Here is a 20,751-nt window from a genome sequence, read left to right as displayed (position 1 = left end):
TTTCGGTTAAAGCGCAAGTTTCATCTTGTAGTAAGAGACGTCAGATTTGTAGAAGCGTTCGCCTTCAACGTTCATCCCAAATTTTTCGTAAAAAGCCAGTGCGGATTCTCTCGCATCGCACCAGAAATATTCAACAGGTGAGAACTTAAGACTTTCTAACACATATCGAATCATGGATGAACCAATACCCAACCCTTGATACTCAGGCAAGATAGCAAACTTGCGCAATCGAGCTTGATTGTCATCTCGGTATATCGACGCCACCCCCACCAATACGCTGTCGACGAATGCGCCAAAATGCTCCGCTTCCTCGTCGCCCTCTACTTTGCAATGTTCGATGGGTTTATTTGCCCAAAGTACTTGATGGCGAATTGGCATCGCATCTTGCCAAGTGATTTTATCTATACTGATGTTCATGCGTTACGACTCTCTCAAATGCAATTCATAAATGCCCAAACGCTGACTAGCGTCGAGCATCTCAAAATCATGATCAATGTATTCCTTTAGCGTCGCACCAGCGCGCTCTGCAATTTTGATGCTTGGTATGTTGTCTTCCATGCAATGAAATTGGATCGCTTTGGCATTGCCTCTTTCTCGAATCAGTGGCACCAAACTCATCAAGACCAAATCAATTATTTGATGACCCCGACCTTTCTCCGCCAACCAATATCCAATCTCGGTCGCTTTGCTTTGTGTTTCGATGCCTTTGATACCAAGCACACCGACAAACTCTTGATTTAGTTTTATCGCAAACCAATAAGCATCGAGAGCATTGGAATTAATCCGTTGAGAAATATACGCCACCGCTTCTCTACGGTTAGTGACCCAGTCTGTCCAAGGTAGATATTGAGATAAACTCTCCCGACTCTCATTAACCACAGAGAGCAAGGTAGAAGCATGCTTAGTCAGTAAAGGCTCAATGGAAATACGCTCAGTAATTTGTAGCGCCTGATGTTGTTCATAGCCTTGGTACATAGTGATTCCGTAGTTAACTTTGCTTAATCAAAGTGAATGGCGTCAGTTCGCTTTCAACATAGTGTTTCCATACATGCTCGTACAGGTGATGTTGATTGGCAAATGGTACGAGTTGTTTTGCCTCTTCTAACGTGCACCAACGGTAGTCGGTATGTTCATGATTAAGCGTTACTGTTTGATTTGGTTTGCAGAATAATACAAAACAAGGAATAACCATGATTCGATTCTTGTGCGCTTCATAAAACTGTTCGAGAAAGTCTGCAGTATGAAGCTCTACATCTTCAATCTGTGTTTCTTCCTTAAGCTCTCGTACGATCGTTTGCCAGCCAGTTTCCCCCTCTTCGACACCACCAGCGACATGACACCAATAGCCGCCTTTCACTCGTTCTAGTAATAGCATTTTCTTTATGCCGTCGAATTCAGAAATCACCACACCGGACACATGCGTTGCTTGAATAGGAATCATCCACTTTTCCTTTAGAAATTATTGTTTTTTACTCTGAGCAAGACAGTCTACCTCGGTTCAAAAAGAAACGCGGGCTTTATCCCAGCGCACTGATCTTTTTGTGAGTTTAGTGTGCTAAAGTGCGATCTCCCGCAATAAACGAGCAGTAAGATGCCTAACTCACTCAACTCAATGATTCCCATTGGCGTGCGCTTTATGGTGCTGTCCGCGTTTGGTTTTGCACTGATGTCTGCCACGGTCAAGCACGTTAGCTTACACGGCATTCCCGTATTTGAAATCGTAGCCGCTAGGGCGCTGGTTTCGTTAGTGATCAGCTATCTCGATGTAAAACGTAAAGGTATATCCGTTTGGGGTAATAATAAGCCCTTGCTCTTTGCTCGCGGTGCCGTTGGAACCATGGCTCTGATGTGCGTGTACTATTCCGTTACGACTTTGCCCCTGGCTGAAGCGACCATTTTCCAGTATATCCACCCTGTATTTACTGCCTTACTCGCCGTTTTCTTCCTTAAAGAACGTATCCAGTTCTCGACGTTTATTTGTATCGCCCTTTGTTTACTTGGGGTCTACGTCATGGTGCGACCAGAAACTGGTCCAGACGCCGAACATGCCTTACCAATGTTCAGTGTGATGATTGCTATCTTAGGCGCATTTGGCAGCTCTATTGCGTATGTAATCGTACGTAAGCTAAGCCAGACAGAAGACAGCTCTGTCATCATCTTTTACTTCCCATTAGTGGCGCTGCCTGCATCGATTCTTTTGATTGGCGATCAATTCGTCATGCCGGATTTGTATCTAACAATGATGCTTGTTTTGGTCGGTGTGTTTACTCAGATAGGACAGCTGGGATTAACGAAGGCAATGCAAACACAAGAAGCTGGTAAAGCATCGGCTTACTCATATGTACAGATCATTTTTTCTGTTGTGTTGGGTATCTTCTTCTTTGGAGAACTGCCTGCGGCATGGACATATCTGGGGGGAGCTCTCATCGTGACTGGCGCTTTGATTAATGTCTTTGGACAGCACCTAAAACTGCCATTTATGAAGCGATAATAAGCTCTTTATAAAGGAGCCCCTTTGTTTCAAACGACAAAAGCCAGAGCAAGGCTCTGGCTTTTCTTTTGACAGCTCAACTAGATTAAGCGGCGAACTTTAAGCCAGCAATACCGGCAACAATGAGCAGCAAGCTGATGAGCTTGATTAACGTGGCTGGTTCATTAAATAAATAGATGCTGGCAATCGCAGTTCCTATAGCCCCTATTCCGACCCAAACACCGTAGGCAATGCCTAGAGGTAATGTTCTAAGTGCAATACCAAGTAACCAAAAGCTTAACACCATAAACCCGACCGTAAAGGCAGACGGCGCAAGCTTACTAAAGCCTTCCGAGTATTTAAGACCGACCGCCCATGCCACTTCGCATAGCCCCGCGAGAAATAGAATTGCCCAAGCCATTGAGAGATTCCAAATGATTGGGGTCGTCCCCGATAGTGATAAGAGCGGTGAGGTCGTCCTCACTTCTTGTGAATCCACATTATAAATAAAAAGCGCTTACCAACAACATTGAAGTGACTTCACGCAAACGTCGAACCGATTAATAGGAAAAATAAGTTCATTTGAATTAAATAGAATATACCCAAGTAACCTCGAGATGTTGGGTTCAGCGAGAATGACTTGGTTTGTAGACGCGGCGGCGATTTAAAGATCTAGTCATTCTAAATCAAGAATCGGCAACAAAGTATACAAGCCAAGGCAGCTCGCCCTTTGGGAGCGTGTCATTGACCCGATTGCTGCGTCAAACAACTTGGAAAGAGCTAACTATTACACTGCGTTGTTTTCCTTGAATCAATGACAACGCTCTGAATCCCGCATCTTGAAGTCACTTGGGTATAAACACCTTTATTTAACAGCTTGTATATAAACTTCTGCTGTTGAAAGTGATGCATTTATTGCACAAATCACACAAAACCGGAACAAGCATGCAAATTCGCAATCGTTTGTGTGATTCATGTCGCTTACAAAAGCTACTGATAACTTTAGTATTTGCGCGAATCCAATTATAAGGTATGACATACCCATGAAATATATAAAAACACCTCTTGCTCTCCTCATTGGTGCGACCCTACTTACCGGATGCAATGACGATACTGAATATGTGAATGTTCAACCTAAAGAAGTAAAGATCGCCACTTATAACCTCTCTTTTGATCGCTATACTTTCGAAGCTCTTGTTGCAGAAATGCAAGTTGAACCAGCAAAACAAACTCAGCTCGTTACTGCGTACCTTGATAAATCAATTGCTGCGGAAGACAAAGCAATGGCTGAGAAAGTCATTCAGATCCGTAACGTAGCGGCAATCATCCAGAAGAACCGTCCTGATGTTCTGATGATGGCGGAATACAACAACGATGGCACTGGCGAAAACAAAGCCGCGCTAGAGGGCTTCCAGAAAAACTACCTTTCTATCGCACAAAGCCTTGAAGGTGCAGGCGGTAAAGCTGACCTAGAGCCTATCGAGTACCCGTACGCGGAGTCTTACTCGACAAATACTGGCTTAAATAGTGGCTTAGACTTAGATAACGATGGCGTAAAAGGCAAACTACCTGGTGACGCTTGGGGCTTTGGTAACTACCACGGTCAATACGCGTTCGCTTTAATGTCTAAATACAAAATCGACACAGACAACACACGTACTTTCCAAGAGTTTAAATGGAATGATATGGAAGGCGCTAAGATCCCTACCATCACGCTATGCGACGACCCAAGCAAATTCCCTGAAGGCATGGACTGTGGTGACGATTGGTACACTGCTGAAGAGTGGGAGCAAATTCGTCTGTCTTCTAAAAACCACGTAGACGCACCAATTATCATCCCAACAGAAAAAGGCGATGAAGTTGTTCACCTGCTTATGTCACACCCGACCCCACCAGTGTTTGATACAGGTAAAAACAAAGTACAAAACGGTGCAGAGGTTGAGTTCTGGCATCATTACGTACAGGGTAAAGACTACTTCTACGATGATGCTGGTAAGAAAGGCGGTCTGGCAGAAGGTGCGAAGTTCGTCATGATGGGCGACCAAAACCTTGACCCATTGGATGGTGATGGCTTTAGTGAGATCATGCAAGCATTCCACAATGATCCATTAGTTAACCAAGACGTGATGAATGGCGAGCTTTACCCAACAAGCTTTGGCGCAGCAGAACACGCAGTGGACGACAGTTCTACTCACCCAATTCCAAATCGCATTACTTCAACATTTGGTCTAGGTGTTGACTACGCTATGCCATCAGCAAACCTAAACGTTGTGGATTCTGGCGTTTACTGGGCTGCATCTTATGAAGAAGGTCGTAAGCTATTTAACGATCCTCGCATTGGTGAGAAAGGGAGCGGTAAGGACGTTTCTTCTGACCACCGCATGATCTGGATTAAAGCTCAGTTCTAATCACGAACGTTTTAGAATTTAGTAACACAAAGCCTCGGTTTATGCCGAGGCTTTTTTATCGGGTCTCAAATTACCAGCGGTAAGTAACTGAAACACCGACATCTTCACTTGTCACCCAAGGCACGAGTTGAACATTCTCATCATAAGCATCTGTAAACACGTAAGCACTCAATGTGCCCAATGCAGCACCAGCTAACACATCTCGCCAATAGTGTTTCTTCGCCTCTACTCTGCCATAGCCGACTAATGTGGCAACACCGTATGCAGGTAAACCTGCTTCCCAACCATAACGCAAATAAAGAGTAGTAGCCGAAGCAAAAGCATTAGCCGTATGGTTAGAAGGAAAACTGTCGTTGCCGCTTTTATCTGGACGCTCAGCATCAATGGTGGTTTTACCAATTAAGCCAACACCAGACGCAGCACCAATACTAAAGCCAGCTTGCCAAAAGCCATCCCAGTCCCCTTTGTATACCGGAACAGCCGCCGCCGTTGCGACCAAGCCATACGCGCCAATATCGGTCAACACGTCCCAATCTTTCTCACTCATGGCATAAGTAGATTGGGCACAAAGAGTGGAGACTACGCCAACCAAACGTACAATTTTCTTCATTAATACAACCAATTAGATTTAAAAGTGCGAGCGAAAACTATCACAGCTCTCGCGATTGTTCGACTGCAAACTGTAACAATTAAAGCGTGAATTGTTTGTGAAAGGAGAATCAATGACTGGACTAAAGGGAGTGACCGGAGACATAAAACGGGCAGTTACACACAAACTGCCCGTTTCGGATGTTTTACTTTCTGCGCTTGTAAACCACGCAGAAATTGCCACGCTTGGTGCGACACTTAGAGCAACGTTCGCAGTCCACTTCAGCGCGGTTACCGTCTTTCCAGCGCTTGATCAATTGTGGCTCAGCCAATAACGGACGAGAAAGCGCGAAGAACTGAATCTTGGTGTTTTCAGCCAAGTCTTCGATCGCACAGAAGTCGTTTAAGCCACCTACGGTAATTACCGGTACGTTCACATCTTGGCTGATAACTTGACCGTATTCATGGAAGTAGCCTTCTTCTTGTAGCGTGTAACCGTCGAACGATTCACCTACCATGGTGCTTGCGTTACCGTGAATGTTACCCGATACAATGATCGCATCCACACCCACTTCTTCTAGCTTCTTACAAACAATGCGCGTTTCATCGAACGTCAAACCGCCATCGAAGAATTCCGTTGCTGTCAGTTTCACCAGAATCGGGAAATCGTCACCAACTAGCTTGCGTGTTTCGGCATAGATCTCCATAAGGAAACGCATGCGGTTCTCAAGGCTACCGCCGTATTGGTCTTCCCGACGGTTGTAGTATGGGCTTAAGAACTGGTTGATCAAGTACGTGTGCGCCGCGTGGATTTCTACACCATCAAAGCCAGAATCTTGCGCACGCTTGCTCGCTAGCGCAAATGCTTTAACGATGTAGTCGATCTCATCCTGAGTCATCGCTTTGCCTTCCGTTTTGGTGCCACGTTCTGGCACTTCACTTGGAGCAAAAATCACACGCTCGCCAACGTTGAATGTTGTTTTTGTGCCGCCGTAAGCGATCTGCATGACGATCTTAGCGTCGTGCTCATGGACAAGGTCAGTCAGCTTTTTGTATTCATCGATGAAAGAGTCGTTGTAGATCCCCATCATGCCTGCGTTCGGCTTCTCTTCTTCTACGATGTTTGCGTAACCAGTAACAATCAGACCCACTTCACCTTTGGCAAGTTCTTCATAAATGTCGTACAACTTCTCGGTCATGTGACCGTCTTCTGTCGCCATATTTTCCCACGTTGCACTACGTACAAAGCGGTTCTTTAGTGTCATGTTGCCAATGCGGGCTTCTGAAAACAAAATGCTCAAGTCCAGTCCTCTTAAAATCTGTCTTTTTAGTTCTATACATCACTACCGAGCAGGAACGAAAAAGGAACAGCGATACACAAAGCATGGCTGTTCCTTCTCTGAATTTCTGTTCAGTGCGATGAGCGACGCGAACCTTACCGCCGAAACTGCGGCAAAACTTTAATCTGGATTAAGGTTTGGTGAGATAGATCACCGATTCCGCATTCGTTGGTTTTGTTCTCATCACAACTACTGATGTCATCAATCGTTAACTCAGATTTACTTTCCTTTAATGAATAAACGGCAGTGGAATCAACTCTAAGCCAAGCACGCCGCTGATGCTCATCACGACCAATAACGACACCTTAAACACCGCTTTGGACCATTGGATGTAGTTGTTGTAATTCACTTTTTGGAATGTCACTCGTGTCCACATAAAGCACACCGCCGCCGAGACTGCTAAATACTCGTACCCAGCTTCACCCAACATAAACAGCCCGATAGCAACCACACCAAAAGCAACCACGTACGCTTTCATATGCTGATGTGCTTTAGCAATCCCCTCTTTAACGGGAAGAACAGGAATGCCTGCATCGCGGTAATCTTGCATGCGGAACATCGCAATCGCGTAAGAGTGCGGCATCTGCCAGAGACAAAACATGATGAAGAGTAAAATCGCTTCTAAGCTGATGTAGTTCGTCACAGCAAGGTAGCCCACTAGCGGAGGAACCGCGCCAGAAATGCTGCCAACTAAGGTGCCGTAGACCGAATTTCGCTTGTACCACATGGTGTAGAAGAAGACGTAAAACACGTAACCCAAGAGTACAACCACAGCCGAGAGCGGATTCACCAATTGGAACAATAACGCTGTGCCATTAAGCAACAATACCAAAGCGTAAACAAATGCCGCGTCGATGTTGATGTTTCCCATCACCAATTCACGGTTTTGCGTGCGCTTCATTTTTTGGTCGATATCGCGGTCGAAAATGTTGTTCACCACGCATCCTGATGCAATCACAAGCCCGACGCCAACTAACGTTGTTAGCAACAACAGAAAGCTAGCGGGTTCTGATTTTGCGGCGAGAAAGAACCCCGCCGCAACAGAAATCAGGTTGCCGAAAATGATGCCCGGTTTAGTAATAGACAAATAACTTTTCAGCATACCCTAGCCTACAACTTCATGTTGACGTTCATGTTGTAGATGATCCAGATCGATCCAGCGATCAGAATCAACACAACAATAGCGGTAAACATCAGTGACACCACGTTCCACTGACCTTCTGACGTTTTCACTTCCATGTGCAGGAAGTACTTAAAGTGCACGAAGATCTGCACAATCGCACAACCAAATAACACGGCATAAGTCGCGGTATCTGGCAGCACTTGCGCCCACACACAGTAGAAAGGAATCACGGTCAGGATCAGAGACGCAATAAAGCCTTTTACGTAATCAGAGGCACCTGTATCTAGATGTTGTTCCATTACATAACCCCCAATAAGTAAACGATGGTGAATACACAAATCCAAACGATATCTAGGAAGTGCCAGAACAAGCTCAAGCACTGGAATCGCATCGACATGTTATCGTTCAAGCCTTTGGTTGACAGTTGGTGGTAGCACACAGCTAGCCAGATCAAACCAAAGGTTACGTGCAGACCGTGCGTTCCAACCAAAGTGAAGAACGCAGATAGAAACGCACTTTCTTGTGGACCATAGCCTTCAACAATCAGGTGATGGAACTCATACACTTCCATCCCGATAAAGCCAGCACCAAGTAAGAAGGTAACTTTTAACCAACGTTTTAACCCTGCAACGTCTTTGCGCTTCATCGCAATCATGCCGAAGCCAAACGTGATACTACTGAACAGCAGCAACATGGTTTCTACAAACACGAAAGGCAGTTCGAAAATGTCTTTACCGGTTGGACCCGCAATAGAGCCGCTTTCTAGTACTGCGTAAGTCGCGAACAAGGTCGCAAACAATACACAGTCACTCATTAGGTAAATCCAGAAACCAAACAGCTTAATGCCAGCAGAATCGTGGTGATGATCGTGGTCGTGAACCGCAACATTAGCTTGCATAGGTCACCTCCAGATCGTCTTTTTTATCGTTGTCTTTCACTTCGTTTTTCTTCGCTTCTTCAAGTTGAGCTCGACGCTCCGCTTCAATCGCTTTGATTTCTTCAACTTCAACGTAGTAATCCACGTCATCGTTGTAACTGTGTTGGATACACGTCACGATGATGCCAACAAAGCTTGCTGCTGCCAGCCACCAGATGTACCAGATCATCGCGAAGCCAAACACCAACGCCCATGCAGAAACATAAATACCTGTTGGTGTGTTCTTCGGCATGTGAATGCGTTCGTATTCCACTTCTTTGGTTGGATCGAATTCGCCACTCTGCTTTTGGTACCAGAACGCGTCTAGCACATCACCTTTTGGTAGGTGCGCAAAGTTGTAGAACGGCGGTGGTGAAGACGTTGCCCACTCAAATGTGCGACCGCCCCATGGATCACCCGTTAGGTCACGGTTTTGTTCGCGGTCACGAACACTCACGTAGATTTGAATGAACTGACAAGCCACGCCAAGCGCAATCACTGCCGTACCTGCTGCGGCAACTGCCAACAGTGGGAAGTACTCTGGGTTAAGGTCTTGGCTTAGACGACGCGTCATGCCCATAAAGCCCAGTGCATAAAGCGGTAGGAACGCCATTAAGAAGCCAACAATCCAGCAAATGAATGCACGTTTGCCCCATGTTTCGTTCATGGTGAAGCCAGTTGCTTTCGGGAACCAGTATGTGATTGCAGCGAAACAACCGAATACCACACCACCGATGATTACGTTATGGAAGTGCGCAATCAGGAACACTGAGTTGTGCAGAACAAAGTCCGCGCCTGGCACTGCCATTAGTACGCCCGTCATACCACCTACAGAGAAGGTAATTAGGAAGCCAACCGTCCACATCATCGGAGTTGTAAAGCGGATTCGCCCTTTGTACATGGTGAATAGCCAGTTGAAGATCTTCACCCCGGTAGGGATGGAAATAATCATGGTGGCGATGCCGAAGAATGCATTCACATTTGCACCTGAGCCCATGGTGAAGAAGTGATGCAGCCAAACGACGAACGCCAAAATCGTAATTACAATGGTCGCCCATACTAGCGAGGTGTAACCAAACAGCTTCTTGCGTGAGAAGGTTGCCGTTACCTCAGAGAACACACCAAAAATAGGCAAGATCAGTATGTACACTTCTGGGTGACCCCATGCCCAAATCAGGTTGACGTACATCATTACGTTGCCGCCAAGATCATTGGTGAAGAAGTGCGTACCGATGTAGCGATCCAGCGTCAGTAGCGCGATGGTTACGGTTAGGATTGGGAATGAAATGATGATTAGGATGTTGGCACACAGGGAAGCCCACGTGAACACTGGCATCTTCATCATTGGCATAGACGGTGTACGCATGCGCAAAATAGTCGCGAAGAAGTTCACGCCCGTCAGCGTGGTGCCGACACCGGATATTTGCAGCGCCCATATCCAATAATCCACCCCAACTCCGGGGCTTGCCTCGATACCAGACAGCGGCGGATACGCCAACCAACCAGTACGACCGAACTCACCTAAGCCAAGTGACATGTTAGTGAGGATCACACCCACAACAAAAAGCCAGAAACTTAGGTTGTTTAGGTAAGGGAATGCCACATCGCGCGCACCAATTTGCAGCGGTACGATGATGTTCATCAAACCAATCACCAACGGCATCGCCACGAAGAAAATCATGATTACGCCATGGGCAGTAAAGATTTGGTCGTAGTGATGTGGTGGTAAATAACCACTCTCGCCTGCCGCAGAAAGCAGTTGTTGGCTACGCATCATGACCGCATCAGCAAAGCCACGAATCAACATCACCATTGCCACAGCGATGTACATAAAGCCTAGTTTTTTGTGGTCTACCGAAGTAAACCATTCATTCCATAAGTATTGCCACTTACCCGCTTTGGTTATCGCCGCAACGACAGCCAAACCAACGATCGCGATCACCGCTAGGGTGACGACAATAATCGGCTCGTGATAAGGGATTGATTCAAGTGTTAATCTTCCAAACATTGCGATTATCCTAGATTTTCCGGCAAACAGTTCATTGAACCCGGATGCTGGGTCACGACGTCGGTGAACAAAAATGGTGGAATACTAGAGAACATCTTCACAGGCTCCGCCACCGTTGGTGATGCAAGCGTACGGAATTGCTCCCAGTCTTCGATTCGGTCAGGGCTGGCTTTCACTTGCTGTACCCAATTCAGGAATGCAGTGCGATCTTCCATTGCTGCTGCGGTAAATTTCATCTGCGAGAAGCCCTTACCGCTGTAGTTAGAAGCAAAGCCTTTGTAATCCCCTGTGTGGTTCGCAATCAGATTTAACTTGGTCACCATGCCTGGCATCGCGTAGATCTGAGTACCGAGACGCGGGATAAAGAACGCGTTCATGATGTTGTCTGAGGTCAGTTTGAACTGAACCGGAACATCTTTCGGAAACGCCACGTAGTTCACTGTCGCAATGTTCTCTTCTGGGTAGATGAACAGCCATTTCCAGTCGAGTGACACCACCTCAATGGTGATGGGTTTGACGTCACTTGCGATGGGCTTGGATGGCTCTAACTCGTGAGTAGAACGCCAAGTGATGGTTGCCAGAATCGCGATGATGATGATTGGAATCGTCCACACCACCACTTCGATCTTGGTCGAGTGCGCCCACTCTGGAGCGTATTCCTCGCCAGTGTTCGACTCTCGGTAGCGGTAAGCAAAATAGATTGTCATTAAAATCACGGGGATCACGACAATCAGCATCAGTAAAAGCGCTGTAATGATCAGTTCTTTTTCCTGAACGCCAATACTACCTTTCGGGTCAAGTAGAGCAGAGTTACACCCTGAAAGCATAAGAATGGTTCCTGCCAAACTTATCCTCGCTAAGATGCGTTTGTATCTTGAAGCTTCCATTAACTTTCTCGATGGTTAGCCAACAACAGAGCAAGCCCTGCGATTGGTTGTCTTGGTCATTAGAATATTTTTGTGTTGAGCTTGTGCAGCAATGGACTTCTTGGTGGGAGGTATCAAGTTGCTTGATGGTTAAAACCACACTCACAACGTGAGTTTATTGTTACACTTTGAAATACATTGTTACATTCGAGCGCATTATGCGGAGGGAAAAAGGAAAGCTCATTAGCCACAGATGGAAACTAACGTTCCATTTATGAAAGCTAATATTGATAAAGGAATAGCAAAACAGGTGCACAACATTAACGTACTACAGTGCATATTCTTTTCTTTACAGTAACTTAAGCAATGCAAACGAGAAGAGTAATCAGTTGCGTATTCGGCACGAGAGTGTGAGCTACATTAGAAAGTGCGAATTAAGGAAAGCGTGACCAGTATCATAGTTATGAATTCACATACTATTTACATGGCATTTGTGTAGCAAATGATTACTCAGACAATCCAATTTGCCAGATTAATACCAAGTGCTTTTTAAGAGTGATATTTGGTTCAATTGTTAATCGAATGAGCTCACTAAAACGAAACGAGCGCTACTTAACTAGCGCTCGCTACCAGAAACCAATGGCTCAATGCTACATTCTCATCCCGCCATCCACTTCGAGCACTCGCCCTGTGAAGTAGTCGTTTTCAAGAATGTATTTCACAGCATGAGCGATCTCGCCCGTCTCCCCCATCCTACCGACGGGTATCATCTTTTGCAGTCGGTCTATGGCTTCTGGTTTCATTTGATCTGCCATTGCCGTTTTGACGACACCGGGCGCAATAGCCGCAGAGCGAATGCCATATCTGGCGAGTTCTCTTGCCCATGTTGTTGCCATGGTTGCGACCGCAGCTTTCGATGCAGAATAATTGGTTTGTCCAATATTGCCCGCTCTCGCCACGCTGGAGATGTTAATGATGGCGCCTTTCGAGCCACTCTCGATCATTTTGACTGCCGCTTCTCGACCACACAAGAAGGTGCCCGTGACATTGACGTTCATCACTAGGTTGAACTGCTCAAGCGACATCTTGGTGATCTCACCGTCTTTGGCTTTGACTAATAACCCATCTCGCAAGACGCCAGCGTTATTAACTAAGCCATTTAGCTGCCCAAAGTCTTGAAGAATCTCATTAAAGGTATCCTCCACTTCAGATTCATTGGTGACATCAAGTCGATAGATCAATGCTTTGGCACTGAGCATCCGGCATTGTTCTTGGGTATTCAGCAGTCCCGTTTCGTTAACATCAAGCAATGCTAAATCCGCGCCCGCTTGAGCAAGGCTGACCGCCATCATCTGCCCTAACCCTTGCCCCGCACCTGTGATTGCAATGACACTGTTTTTTAAATCCATATCTGTACTCCATTACTGGATGACTTCCATGTTTAAACGCCTGATAGGGAATCTCTCTTTTAGCCCTTCTGGTTCTTATAGAATTCAAACAAGCTAGAGAAATCGAGTTCTGCATGACCTGCTGCGTTATGGAATGCATAAAGGTTACGAGCTAAAGAGCCCATAGGAACAGAAGAGTTGGTTTGCAGCGCCGCATCCAATCCTAAGCCAAGATCTTTGAGCATCAACTTGCTCATAAAACCGGGATTGTATTGATTACTCGCTGGCGCAGAATCCATCACACCGGGGCATGGGTTATAGAGCTCCAACGCCCAGTTTCGACCAGAGCTTTGCAGCATGATATTGGATAAGACTTTCGGGTCGAGACCATGGTCAATACCGAGATTGAGTGCCTCGCAGGTTCCCGACATCAAGATACCCAACATCAGGTTATTACAGATTTTTGCCATCTGACCGTCGCCCGCTTTCCCAGCGTGGAACACGTTCTTACCCATATATTGCAAGATCGCATTGGCTTTGGAGAAGGCTTCGTCCGAGCCACCAACAATAAAGGTCAGCGTTGCTGCTTTTGCGCCTGCTACACCACCAGATACGGGAGAATCGACAAACAACAATCGTTTGTTCTGAGCTTCGTTCGCCACCAAGCGTGCGGAATCTGGATCGATGGTCGAACAGTCGATCAGCAATGCGTTGTCCTGCACAATGTTGAGCAGACCGACACCACCGTGTAAATCCCCCAAATACACCGCGCGCACGTGTGCACCTGCTGGTAGCATGGTGATGACCGTTCCAGCGCCATCTACGGCTTCTTCTAACGTACTGGCAGCCACCGCGCCAAACGGTTCAAGTTGCTTCGCCGCGTTCACATCCACATCGAACACTTGCACATGAAACCCTGACGCCAATAGGTTTTGTGCCATTGGACTGCCCATGTTGCCCAAGCCAATAAATGCAATGGTACTCATGTTGTTTCTCCTTATTTTCCTAGCTGTGCAAGTGGATGTTCCTCTTCTGACCAAAGAGAAGTGAACAAAGTATCGATGACGCTTTCATCGACTTCACTGACGCTGTTAAACATCCATTTTGGATTGCCATCTTTATCAACTAATCGAGAGCGCACGCCCTCTTCAAACTCACCGAGTAATGCGCTGCGAACTGACAAGGTTAGCTCTAGACGGAAACAATCCGCCAATGACAAACGATGGTACTCTTTGACTTGTCTAAAACAGATATGTGCGGTGATCGGACTGCCCGCAACAAACGATTTTTGTGCGTTCTCAAGCCATTGGGTGTCGCCTTCCATTGCTTGAATACGTTGGGCAATCTGATTTAAGTCACAGCCTTTGCAGGCTTCTTTAATTTGGTCGAGATAAGGGCAAATCTGAGTTGTCGGCTTGCTGTCGATGACTTGATCTTCCATCAATTGAAGTAACGCACTGACAAGCGATTTGGCATCGGCAGAGCCCCAATCGACTTGTTTCAGCTCTTCAAGCAATGCTGGATATTGCTCTTCCAACAGCAACCATTCTGCCAAACCAATAGTGACAGCGTCACTTGAATTCACCATTGCACCAGTTAGACCAAGGAACAAACCTACCTCTGGGTCGATTTGGCTTAAGAACCAAGTGCCACCCACGTCTGGGTAAAGCCCGATATTAATCTCTGGCATCGCGAGACGAGATTTAGGCGTGACGACTCTATGGCTGGTGCCCATAAATAAGCCCATGCCACCGCCCATCACAATGCCCTCTCCCCAACCAATGATTGGCTTTTGGTAGGTATGAATCAGGTAATCACATTCGTATTCGAGCGAGAAGTAGTTAGAACAGAACTCGGCAGTCTCTTCTTTGCTTTTGTCGTGCATGACGTGGTACATGGTTCGTACATCGCCCCCTGCACAAAACGCTTTTTCACCCGCCCCGTTGAGGATGACACACACCAAATCAGGGTCATCTTGCCATTCGATAAGTTGGTCGTTGAGCTCTGCCAACATGTCGTAAGTCAACGCATTCAAAGAAGCTGTGTTGTCTAACGTCGCGATACCAATTCGGTGCACGCCGTCTAAGCAATCTATTTCGCTAATGGTTACTTTCCCTGTCATGCGACCTCCTATTGATTCTTCCAGTTGGGTTTACGTTTTTCTAAGAAGGCACGAACCCCCTCGGTTTGATCTTCGGTATCGAATAAGTTTAGAAACAGTTCTCGCTCTTTAATCAGACCATGTTTGAGTGGCGCTGAGCGCATGTTTTGGATAAGCGCTTTGCATGCGGTTACCGAAGACGGTGATTGATTGGCAACCGACTCTGCAAGCTCAATGGCTTTATTAAGCGCTCCACCTTTTGCCACCACTTCTTCTGCTAACCCGAGTTCTCGCGCTTGTGCTGCACCGACTTGTTCACCGCACAATATGATGCGTTTCGCCCAACCTTCACCGACCAATGCGGTTAGGTTTTGCGTACCACCAGCACAAGGCAGTAAGCCTACTTTCGCCTCTGGCAGTGCCAGCACAGCTTGCTCTTCCACCACGCGAATATCACACGCCAATGCGACTTCTAATCCGCCTCCCATGGCGTAACCGTTGATGGCAGCGATAGAAACCCCTCGAAATGCAGACAGCGTTTCAAAGGCTTCGCCAAAGATACGCGCCATCTCTAACGCCACCGCTTTATCGCCATCGGCAAACAACTTGAGGTCTGCCCCTGCAGAGAAAAACTTCTCACCATTTCCTGTGAGCACTAGAGCGTAAACGTCTTTATTGTCGTTTAGCGCCAGCACTAGCTCTTTCAACGCGGTTAAGCTTTGTGACGTCCAAGTGTTGGCGGGCGGGTTGTTCATGGTCACCACCGCAACATGATTGCTGATGGTATGTTGAATCGCTTGTTGTTCTGTTAGTGACATATCTCTGAATCCTTTCTTGATGAAAATGACCTGAGCTTTATGAATAAAAGCAGAGCTTGTCGTTGCGTCTATAGCAGAGCCGATTCCTCTGCGAGCAATCGACGCGCGATGATCAACCGCATGATCTCGTTAGTACCTTCCAAAATTTGGTGTACTCGAACATCACGGAAATAGCGCTCCATTGGGTATTCTTTGATGTAACCGTAGCCACCGTAAAGCTGCAGCGCTTGGTCACAGACTTGAAAGCCAACATCGGTTGCAAAGCGTTTTGCCATGGCACAATAAGTCGTGGCGTCTGGGTCACCTCGGTCTAACTTGCTAGCGGCGTACCGTACAAGTTGGCGGGCAGCGACAAGCTCGGTTGCCATGTCTGCCAGTTTGAATTGCAATGCTTGGAATTGAGCTAATGATTTGCCGAACTGTTTACGTTCTTGCATGTACTGCGCCGCTTGATTCAACGCTTGCTGAGCCGTACCGACAGAACAGGTCGCAATGTTGATACGTCCGCCATCCAAACCTTTCATGGCGAACACAAACCCTTGTCCTTCTTCCCCGAGCAGATGTGATGCGGGAATAGAAACACTTTCGAAAGTCACCGCGCGTGTCGGCTGACTGTTCCAACCCATTTTCGGCTCTTTACGTCCGTAGCTAATGCCGTCTGCATCGGCAGGGACAACAAACGCGGATACACCTTTCGCGCCCGCATCGCCGGTTCTCGCCATCACGACTAAAACGTCGGTATCACCTGCGCCAGAAATAAAGGTTTTGCCGCCGTTGAGAATGTAGTTATCACCTTGCTTAGTCGCAGAAGTCGTTAGAGACGCCGCATCCGAGCCTGCATTTGGTTCGGTTAAACAGTAAGATCCAAGGAATTCACCCGTAATGAGTTTTGGACAAAACGCGTCTTTTACTTCTTCGGTCGCAAAGCTCGCGACCATCCAAGTCACCATGTTATGAATGGTCATAAATGCAGTGGTCGATGTGCACCCCATAGAAAGTTGCTCGAAAATGATAGACGCATCTAACCGGCTTAAGCCCAAACCGCCTTGTTCTTCTGGGGTGTAGAGGCTCAAGAAACCGAGTTCTCCTGCCTCTCGTAGGATGTCTTTGGGGAAGATTTGTTTTTCATCCCACTCTGCTGCCATTGGAGCTAAACGCTCTGCCGCAAACTGCTGAGCCGTGTCGGCAAACATACGTTGATCTTCGTTGAGTTCAAAATCCATATGAGCTCCTTACTTCGTTAGCGCAAGTTAATGGTGAGGTTTGGACCGGTTGGGATATCGTCATCAAACCAACGAGCCGTCACAGTTTTGGTCTCGGTGTAGAAGCGCACCGCTTGTTTGCCGTAGGCGTGCAAATCTCCATAGAAGCTGCCGCGCCACCCAGTAAACGAGAAGAATGGCAAAGGCACTGGAATCGGCACGTTTACACCTACCTGACCGACTTGAATCTCATGTTGATACTTTCTCGCCGCCGCACCATTCGCAGTGAAGATAGAAGTGCCGTTGCCGTATGGGTTGCGATTCACGAGATCGATCGCTTCTTGTAACGTGTCGACCTCAATACACACCAAAACAGGTCCGAAGATTTCTTGGGTATAAATCGACATCTCGGTGGTGACGCCACTGAATAAGGTTGGACCGACCCAGTTACCTTCAGGGAAGCCTTCCACTTCACATTGGCTACCATCAAGTTCACACACCGCCCCTTGTTGTTTGCCTTCTTCAATCAAACCGAGCACACGCTGTTTTGCTTGTGCACTGATCAAAGGACCATACGCTGCGTTTTCATCATCCCAAGCGCCAGGATGCACTTTCGCCATTTCTTGTTTTAAATCGGCAATCCACTCTTTCGAACTGCCTACAAACACAGCAACAGATATCGCCATACAACGTTGCCCTGCTGCACCAACCGAAGAACCAACTAAGTTATTCACCACTTGTTTTTTGTTCGCATCCGGCATCACTACCATGTGGTTTTTCGCGCCAGCAAAGGCTTGAACACGTTTGAAGTTCTGTGTGCCTGTGGTGTAAATGTATTGCGCTACGGGTACCGAACCGACAAAAGAAACGGCTTGGATATCGGGATGCTTCAGCAACAAGTCGACCTGTTCTTTTCGACCATGCACGATTTGCAGCACACCTTTTGGAGCTCCCGCTTCTTCAAACAACTCAGCCAAGCGAATGGACGTGAGAGGCACTTGCTCAGAAGGTTTAAGAACAAAAGTATTTCCGCTAGCAATCGCGATTGGGAACATCCACAAAGGGATCATGGCGGGGAAGTTAAACGGCGTAATACCGCAGCACACTCCAAGCGGTTGAATCAGCGAATAACTGTCGATATCTGTAGCAACGTTCTCGGCGGTTTCTCCCATCATGTTACTGGCGATATTGGCAGCTTGCTCGACCACTTCGATACCACGCCACACATCCCCTTTTGCATCCGCAAAGATCTTGCCCGTCTCGTGAGACAGCAGCGTCGCCAGCTCATCATGATGCTCTTTAAGTAGATGTTGGTAGCGCAGCATTAAACGCGCACGCTCAGACACGGCGACATCTTTCCAACAGGTAAAGGTGGCTTTTGCACTCTCAATTGCCGCGTGCATCTCTTCATCCGTTGCGCATGGCAAGCGCGCAATCACGTCATTGGTGGCAGGGTTTGTCACTTCTACCCAATCCGTTGCTTGAGATTCACGAAACTCACCATCGATGAATAAGGGAACCGTGCGAGTCATAATCTAGTCCTTTGTTAACGTTTGTCGTAATTGGAATTAAAGCGGTATCTCGATACCAATAGCAGTGGCTTCACCACCACCAATACAAAGTGATGCAACACCTCTCATCACCTTTTTATTGTTGTTGTCACCATCTACACCAAGCGATTGCAGTTGGCGTAGGCTATGAATGAGGGTAACCAAAATACGAGCTCCACTTGCGCCAATTGGATGCCCAAGCGCACACGCACCGCCTTTGATGTTTACTTTGTCTTTATCGATGCCTAATTGGCGTATCGCGATTTGCGTGACAACGGCGAAAGCTTCGTTGATCTCCCAAAGATCGACCTCGTCTACTGACCAATCGAGTTGAGATAACAACTGCTCAATCGCAAAGACGGGCGCGAGGGTAAATTCAGCGGGCTTTCTGGCGTGGGTCGAGTGCCCTTTGATGATTGCTAATGGCGTTAAACCTTGATGCTGTGCCACCTGCGAGTCCATTAACACCAAGGCTGCAGCACCATCGGATATCGCACTTGAGTTTGCAGCCGTCACCGAGCCGCTCTTATCGAATGCGGGTTTGAGTTGGGGAATCTTGTCGAGCTTGATGGAGCGTGGATGCTCATCATAATCCAATGTTGAAGTGCTATGACGAGTCGTGATTTCTATCGGCGAGATTTCGTCGTCAAACAGACGCTGCTCTTGCGCTTCCAAGGCTCTTGTCGCGGATAGGATCGCCCATTCATCCATTTGTTCACGAGTAAACTCAGAGCGGTCAGCCGTTTGCTGCGCATAGACTCCCATCAAGTGCCCTTCATACGCATCTTGAAGACCGTCGAGAAACATATGGTCGTGAGTAGATTGGTGACCCATTCGCATGCCGTTACGCGCTTCTTTAAGCAGGTACGGCGCATTGGTCATGCTTTCCATACCACCGGCGATGGCACTGCGAATGCTGCCCGCTTTGATAAGATCGTGAGCCAGCATGACACTTTTCATGCCAGAGCCACACACTTTATTGATGGTGGTACAGCCTGTTGTCAGCGGAAGATCTGCATCTAGCGCTGCTTGCCTAGCTGGTGCTTGCCCGCACCCCGCAGGTAATACGCAGCCCATATAGACTTCGTCGACTTCGCTAACACCACTCGCATCCATTGCCGCTTTGATAGCAAATGCCCCTAATTGAGGCGCTGAATAACCTTGTAACTGACCTTGAAAGCGCCCGATTGGCGTTCGCTTTGCACTGACAATCCAGATGTCGTTTCCCATGATCTCGTCCCTTCTGACGATAATTCACAGTTCACAAACTCATCCCTCACACCTGCTACCACGGAGCTTTCACACAGAATGTGGTGTCACTCCAGCCTCTCATAAAACGATGAATTTTCGCACTGTGATTTCTTGACGTTTACGTAAGCATAGCACTAACATTTACGTTAACGTAAAGAAACACATTAATAACAACACAAATTTACTCTCATGCTTTTAGCTAGCCCGTTTAGTTCAAGGCTTGAAGGGATTTTAAGAAGCCAAAACTATTCATTAGAGGGAAAAACCGAGTGGATAAATTCAAGATAAGTGACCTCGCCAAAGAGTTCGACATCACGACCCGAAGCATTCGTTTTTATGAGGATGTCGGGCTGATAGAGCCGGAACGAAAAGGCAATATTCGCGTATATCAACGCAGAGATAAGATCCGTCTCAAGCTGATTTTACGTGGTAAGCGACTGGGCTTTTCGCTTGCGGAAATTCGAGAGTTGTTCGAGCTTTACGATACCCAACAAAGCGATGGTCAGCTGCTTAAAATGCTAACCATCATTGATGAAAAACAAGCGCACTTACAGCAGCAACTGGATGATATTAGCGTTGTGATGAACGAGCTAGAAACCGCCAAAGAGCGATGCAAACAAGCGCTAAGCGACAATAAAGCTAACAGCCAATAACTACAAACTTATAACGACTAAAACAAACAAGAACAACCATAATTTCCAAGCCCAAGCAGTGTAACTCGA

21 protein-coding genes are annotated in these 20,751 nt (G+C 47.0%); 3 read left to right on the top strand and 18 right to left on the bottom strand.

Going from position 1 to position 20,751, the window contains the following annotated elements; all coding sequences use genetic code 11:
- Positions 1-6 precede the first annotated feature (6 nt).
- The 3 genes from AACR11_RS04160 to AACR11_RS04150 are packed head-to-tail and all read right to left on the bottom strand — an operon-like array spanning position 7 to position 1,441.
- Entirely contained in the window at positions 7-417 is a 411-nt protein-coding gene (locus AACR11_RS04160; protein WP_005451623.1) for a GNAT family N-acetyltransferase, read from the bottom strand.
- A 3-nt stretch (positions 418-420) separates the two neighbouring features.
- Entirely contained in the window at positions 421-975 is a 555-nt protein-coding gene (locus AACR11_RS04155; protein ID WP_029789579.1) for a GNAT family N-acetyltransferase, read from the bottom strand.
- Between the two features lie 13 nt (positions 976-988).
- A complete protein-coding gene (locus tag AACR11_RS04150; RefSeq protein ID WP_005451621.1) occupies positions 989-1,441 on the bottom strand; it encodes an NUDIX hydrolase in 453 nt (150 codons plus the stop codon).
- Between the two features lie 150 nt (positions 1,442-1,591).
- Between AACR11_RS04150 and AACR11_RS04145 the strand changes: the two genes are divergently transcribed.
- Positions 1,592-2,491 carry a DMT family transporter gene (locus tag AACR11_RS04145; protein ID WP_029789577.1) on the top strand — a complete coding sequence of 300 codons (900 nt, stop codon included), beginning with the start codon at positions 1,592-1,594 and terminating at the stop codon, positions 2,489-2,491.
- A gap of 85 nt (positions 2,492-2,576) precedes the next feature.
- On the opposite strand, the gene AACR11_RS04140 is transcribed toward AACR11_RS04145, so the two are convergent.
- On the bottom strand, positions 2,577-2,891 hold the full coding sequence (locus tag AACR11_RS04140; protein WP_005451619.1) for a DMT family transporter: 315 nt from the start codon (positions 2,889-2,891) through the stop codon (positions 2,577-2,579).
- Between the two features lie 622 nt (positions 2,892-3,513).
- Here AACR11_RS04140 and AACR11_RS04135 point away from each other — a divergent pair.
- The gene (locus tag AACR11_RS04135) at positions 3,514-4,878 is read left to right on the top strand and encodes an endonuclease/exonuclease/phosphatase family protein (RefSeq protein ID WP_029789575.1); all 1,365 of its coding nucleotides are present in this window, start codon (positions 3,514-3,516) and stop codon (positions 4,876-4,878) included.
- Positions 4,879-4,948: 70 nt separating this feature from the next.
- Here AACR11_RS04135 and AACR11_RS04130 read toward each other — a convergent pair whose 3' ends face one another.
- The 14 genes from AACR11_RS04130 to AACR11_RS04065 all read right to left on the bottom strand — a co-directional run bounded on the left by AACR11_RS04130 (position 4,949) and on the right by AACR11_RS04065 (position 20,008).
- Entirely contained in the window at positions 4,949-5,488 is a 540-nt protein-coding gene (locus tag AACR11_RS04130; protein WP_009701640.1) for a phosphatase PAP2 family protein, read from the bottom strand.
- Positions 5,489-5,672: 184 nt separating this feature from the next.
- On the bottom strand, positions 5,673-6,767 hold the full coding sequence (locus AACR11_RS04125) for an NADH:flavin oxidoreductase (RefSeq protein WP_020197252.1): 1,095 nt from the start codon (positions 6,765-6,767) through the stop codon (positions 5,673-5,675).
- A 268-nt stretch (positions 6,768-7,035) separates the two neighbouring features.
- Positions 7,036-7,908 carry a heme o synthase gene (gene cyoE, locus AACR11_RS04120; RefSeq protein WP_029789574.1) on the bottom strand — a complete coding sequence of 291 codons (873 nt, stop codon included), beginning with the start codon at positions 7,906-7,908 and terminating at the stop codon, positions 7,036-7,038.
- Between the two features lie 8 nt (positions 7,909-7,916).
- On the bottom strand, positions 7,917-8,228 hold the full coding sequence (gene cyoD, locus AACR11_RS04115) for a cytochrome o ubiquinol oxidase subunit IV (protein WP_005443825.1): 312 nt from the start codon (positions 8,226-8,228) through the stop codon (positions 7,917-7,919).
- The gene (gene cyoC, locus AACR11_RS04110; RefSeq protein WP_005451611.1) at positions 8,228-8,827 is read right to left on the bottom strand and encodes a cytochrome o ubiquinol oxidase subunit III; all 600 of its coding nucleotides are present in this window, start codon (positions 8,825-8,827) and stop codon (positions 8,228-8,230) included. Before cyoC ends, cyoD begins: the two co-directional genes overlap by 1 nt.
- A complete protein-coding gene (gene cyoB, locus AACR11_RS04105) occupies positions 8,817-10,853 on the bottom strand; it encodes a cytochrome o ubiquinol oxidase subunit I (protein ID WP_009704651.1) in 2,037 nt (678 codons plus the stop codon). The genes cyoC and cyoB overlap by 11 nt, the downstream gene beginning before the upstream one ends.
- A 5-nt stretch (positions 10,854-10,858) precedes the next feature.
- Complete coding sequence (gene cyoA, locus AACR11_RS04100; RefSeq protein WP_079325551.1) at positions 10,859-11,740, bottom strand: ubiquinol oxidase subunit II; 882 nt, start codon at positions 11,738-11,740, stop codon at positions 10,859-10,861.
- A gap of 629 nt (positions 11,741-12,369) precedes the next feature.
- Positions 12,370-13,128 (bottom strand): SDR family oxidoreductase, encoded by a 759-nt coding sequence (locus AACR11_RS04095; protein WP_009696178.1) that lies wholly within the window; start codon positions 13,126-13,128, stop codon positions 12,370-12,372.
- Positions 13,129-13,187: 59 nt separating this feature from the next.
- Positions 13,188-14,093 (bottom strand): 3-hydroxyisobutyrate dehydrogenase, encoded by a 906-nt coding sequence (gene mmsB / locus AACR11_RS04090; protein WP_029789570.1) that lies wholly within the window; start codon positions 14,091-14,093, stop codon positions 13,188-13,190.
- Positions 14,094-14,104: 11 nt separating this feature from the next.
- Complete coding sequence (locus AACR11_RS04085) at positions 14,105-15,229, bottom strand: enoyl-CoA hydratase/isomerase family protein (RefSeq protein ID WP_029789569.1); 1,125 nt, start codon at positions 15,227-15,229, stop codon at positions 14,105-14,107.
- A gap of 8 nt (positions 15,230-15,237) precedes the next feature.
- A complete protein-coding gene (locus AACR11_RS04080; RefSeq protein ID WP_009701914.1) occupies positions 15,238-16,026 on the bottom strand; it encodes an enoyl-CoA hydratase in 789 nt (262 codons plus the stop codon).
- Between the two features lie 68 nt (positions 16,027-16,094).
- Entirely contained in the window at positions 16,095-17,249 is a 1,155-nt protein-coding gene (locus AACR11_RS04075) for an acyl-CoA dehydrogenase family protein (RefSeq protein ID WP_029789567.1), read from the bottom strand.
- Between the two features lie 17 nt (positions 17,250-17,266).
- A complete protein-coding gene (locus AACR11_RS04070) occupies positions 17,267-18,760 on the bottom strand; it encodes a CoA-acylating methylmalonate-semialdehyde dehydrogenase (protein ID WP_029789566.1) in 1,494 nt (497 codons plus the stop codon).
- 36 nt (positions 18,761-18,796) lie between these two features.
- Positions 18,797-20,008, bottom strand: a complete 1,212-nt coding sequence (locus AACR11_RS04065) for a thiolase family protein (RefSeq protein ID WP_029789565.1) — start codon at positions 20,006-20,008, stop codon at positions 18,797-18,799.
- Between the two features lie 290 nt (positions 20,009-20,298).
- Between AACR11_RS04065 and AACR11_RS04060 the strand changes: the two genes are divergently transcribed.
- Complete coding sequence (locus tag AACR11_RS04060; RefSeq protein ID WP_005440681.1) at positions 20,299-20,682, top strand: MerR family transcriptional regulator; 384 nt, start codon at positions 20,299-20,301, stop codon at positions 20,680-20,682.
- Positions 20,683-20,751 lie beyond the last annotated feature (69 nt).

This window comes from Vibrio sp. L85 (genome assembly GCF_963871815.1).
In the GTDB taxonomy this organism is placed as follows: domain Bacteria; phylum Pseudomonadota; class Gammaproteobacteria; order Enterobacterales; family Vibrionaceae; genus Vibrio; species Vibrio harveyi.
The sequence above is the reverse complement of the archived record's forward strand: the minus strand, read 5'-3'. Positions and strand labels throughout refer to the sequence as shown.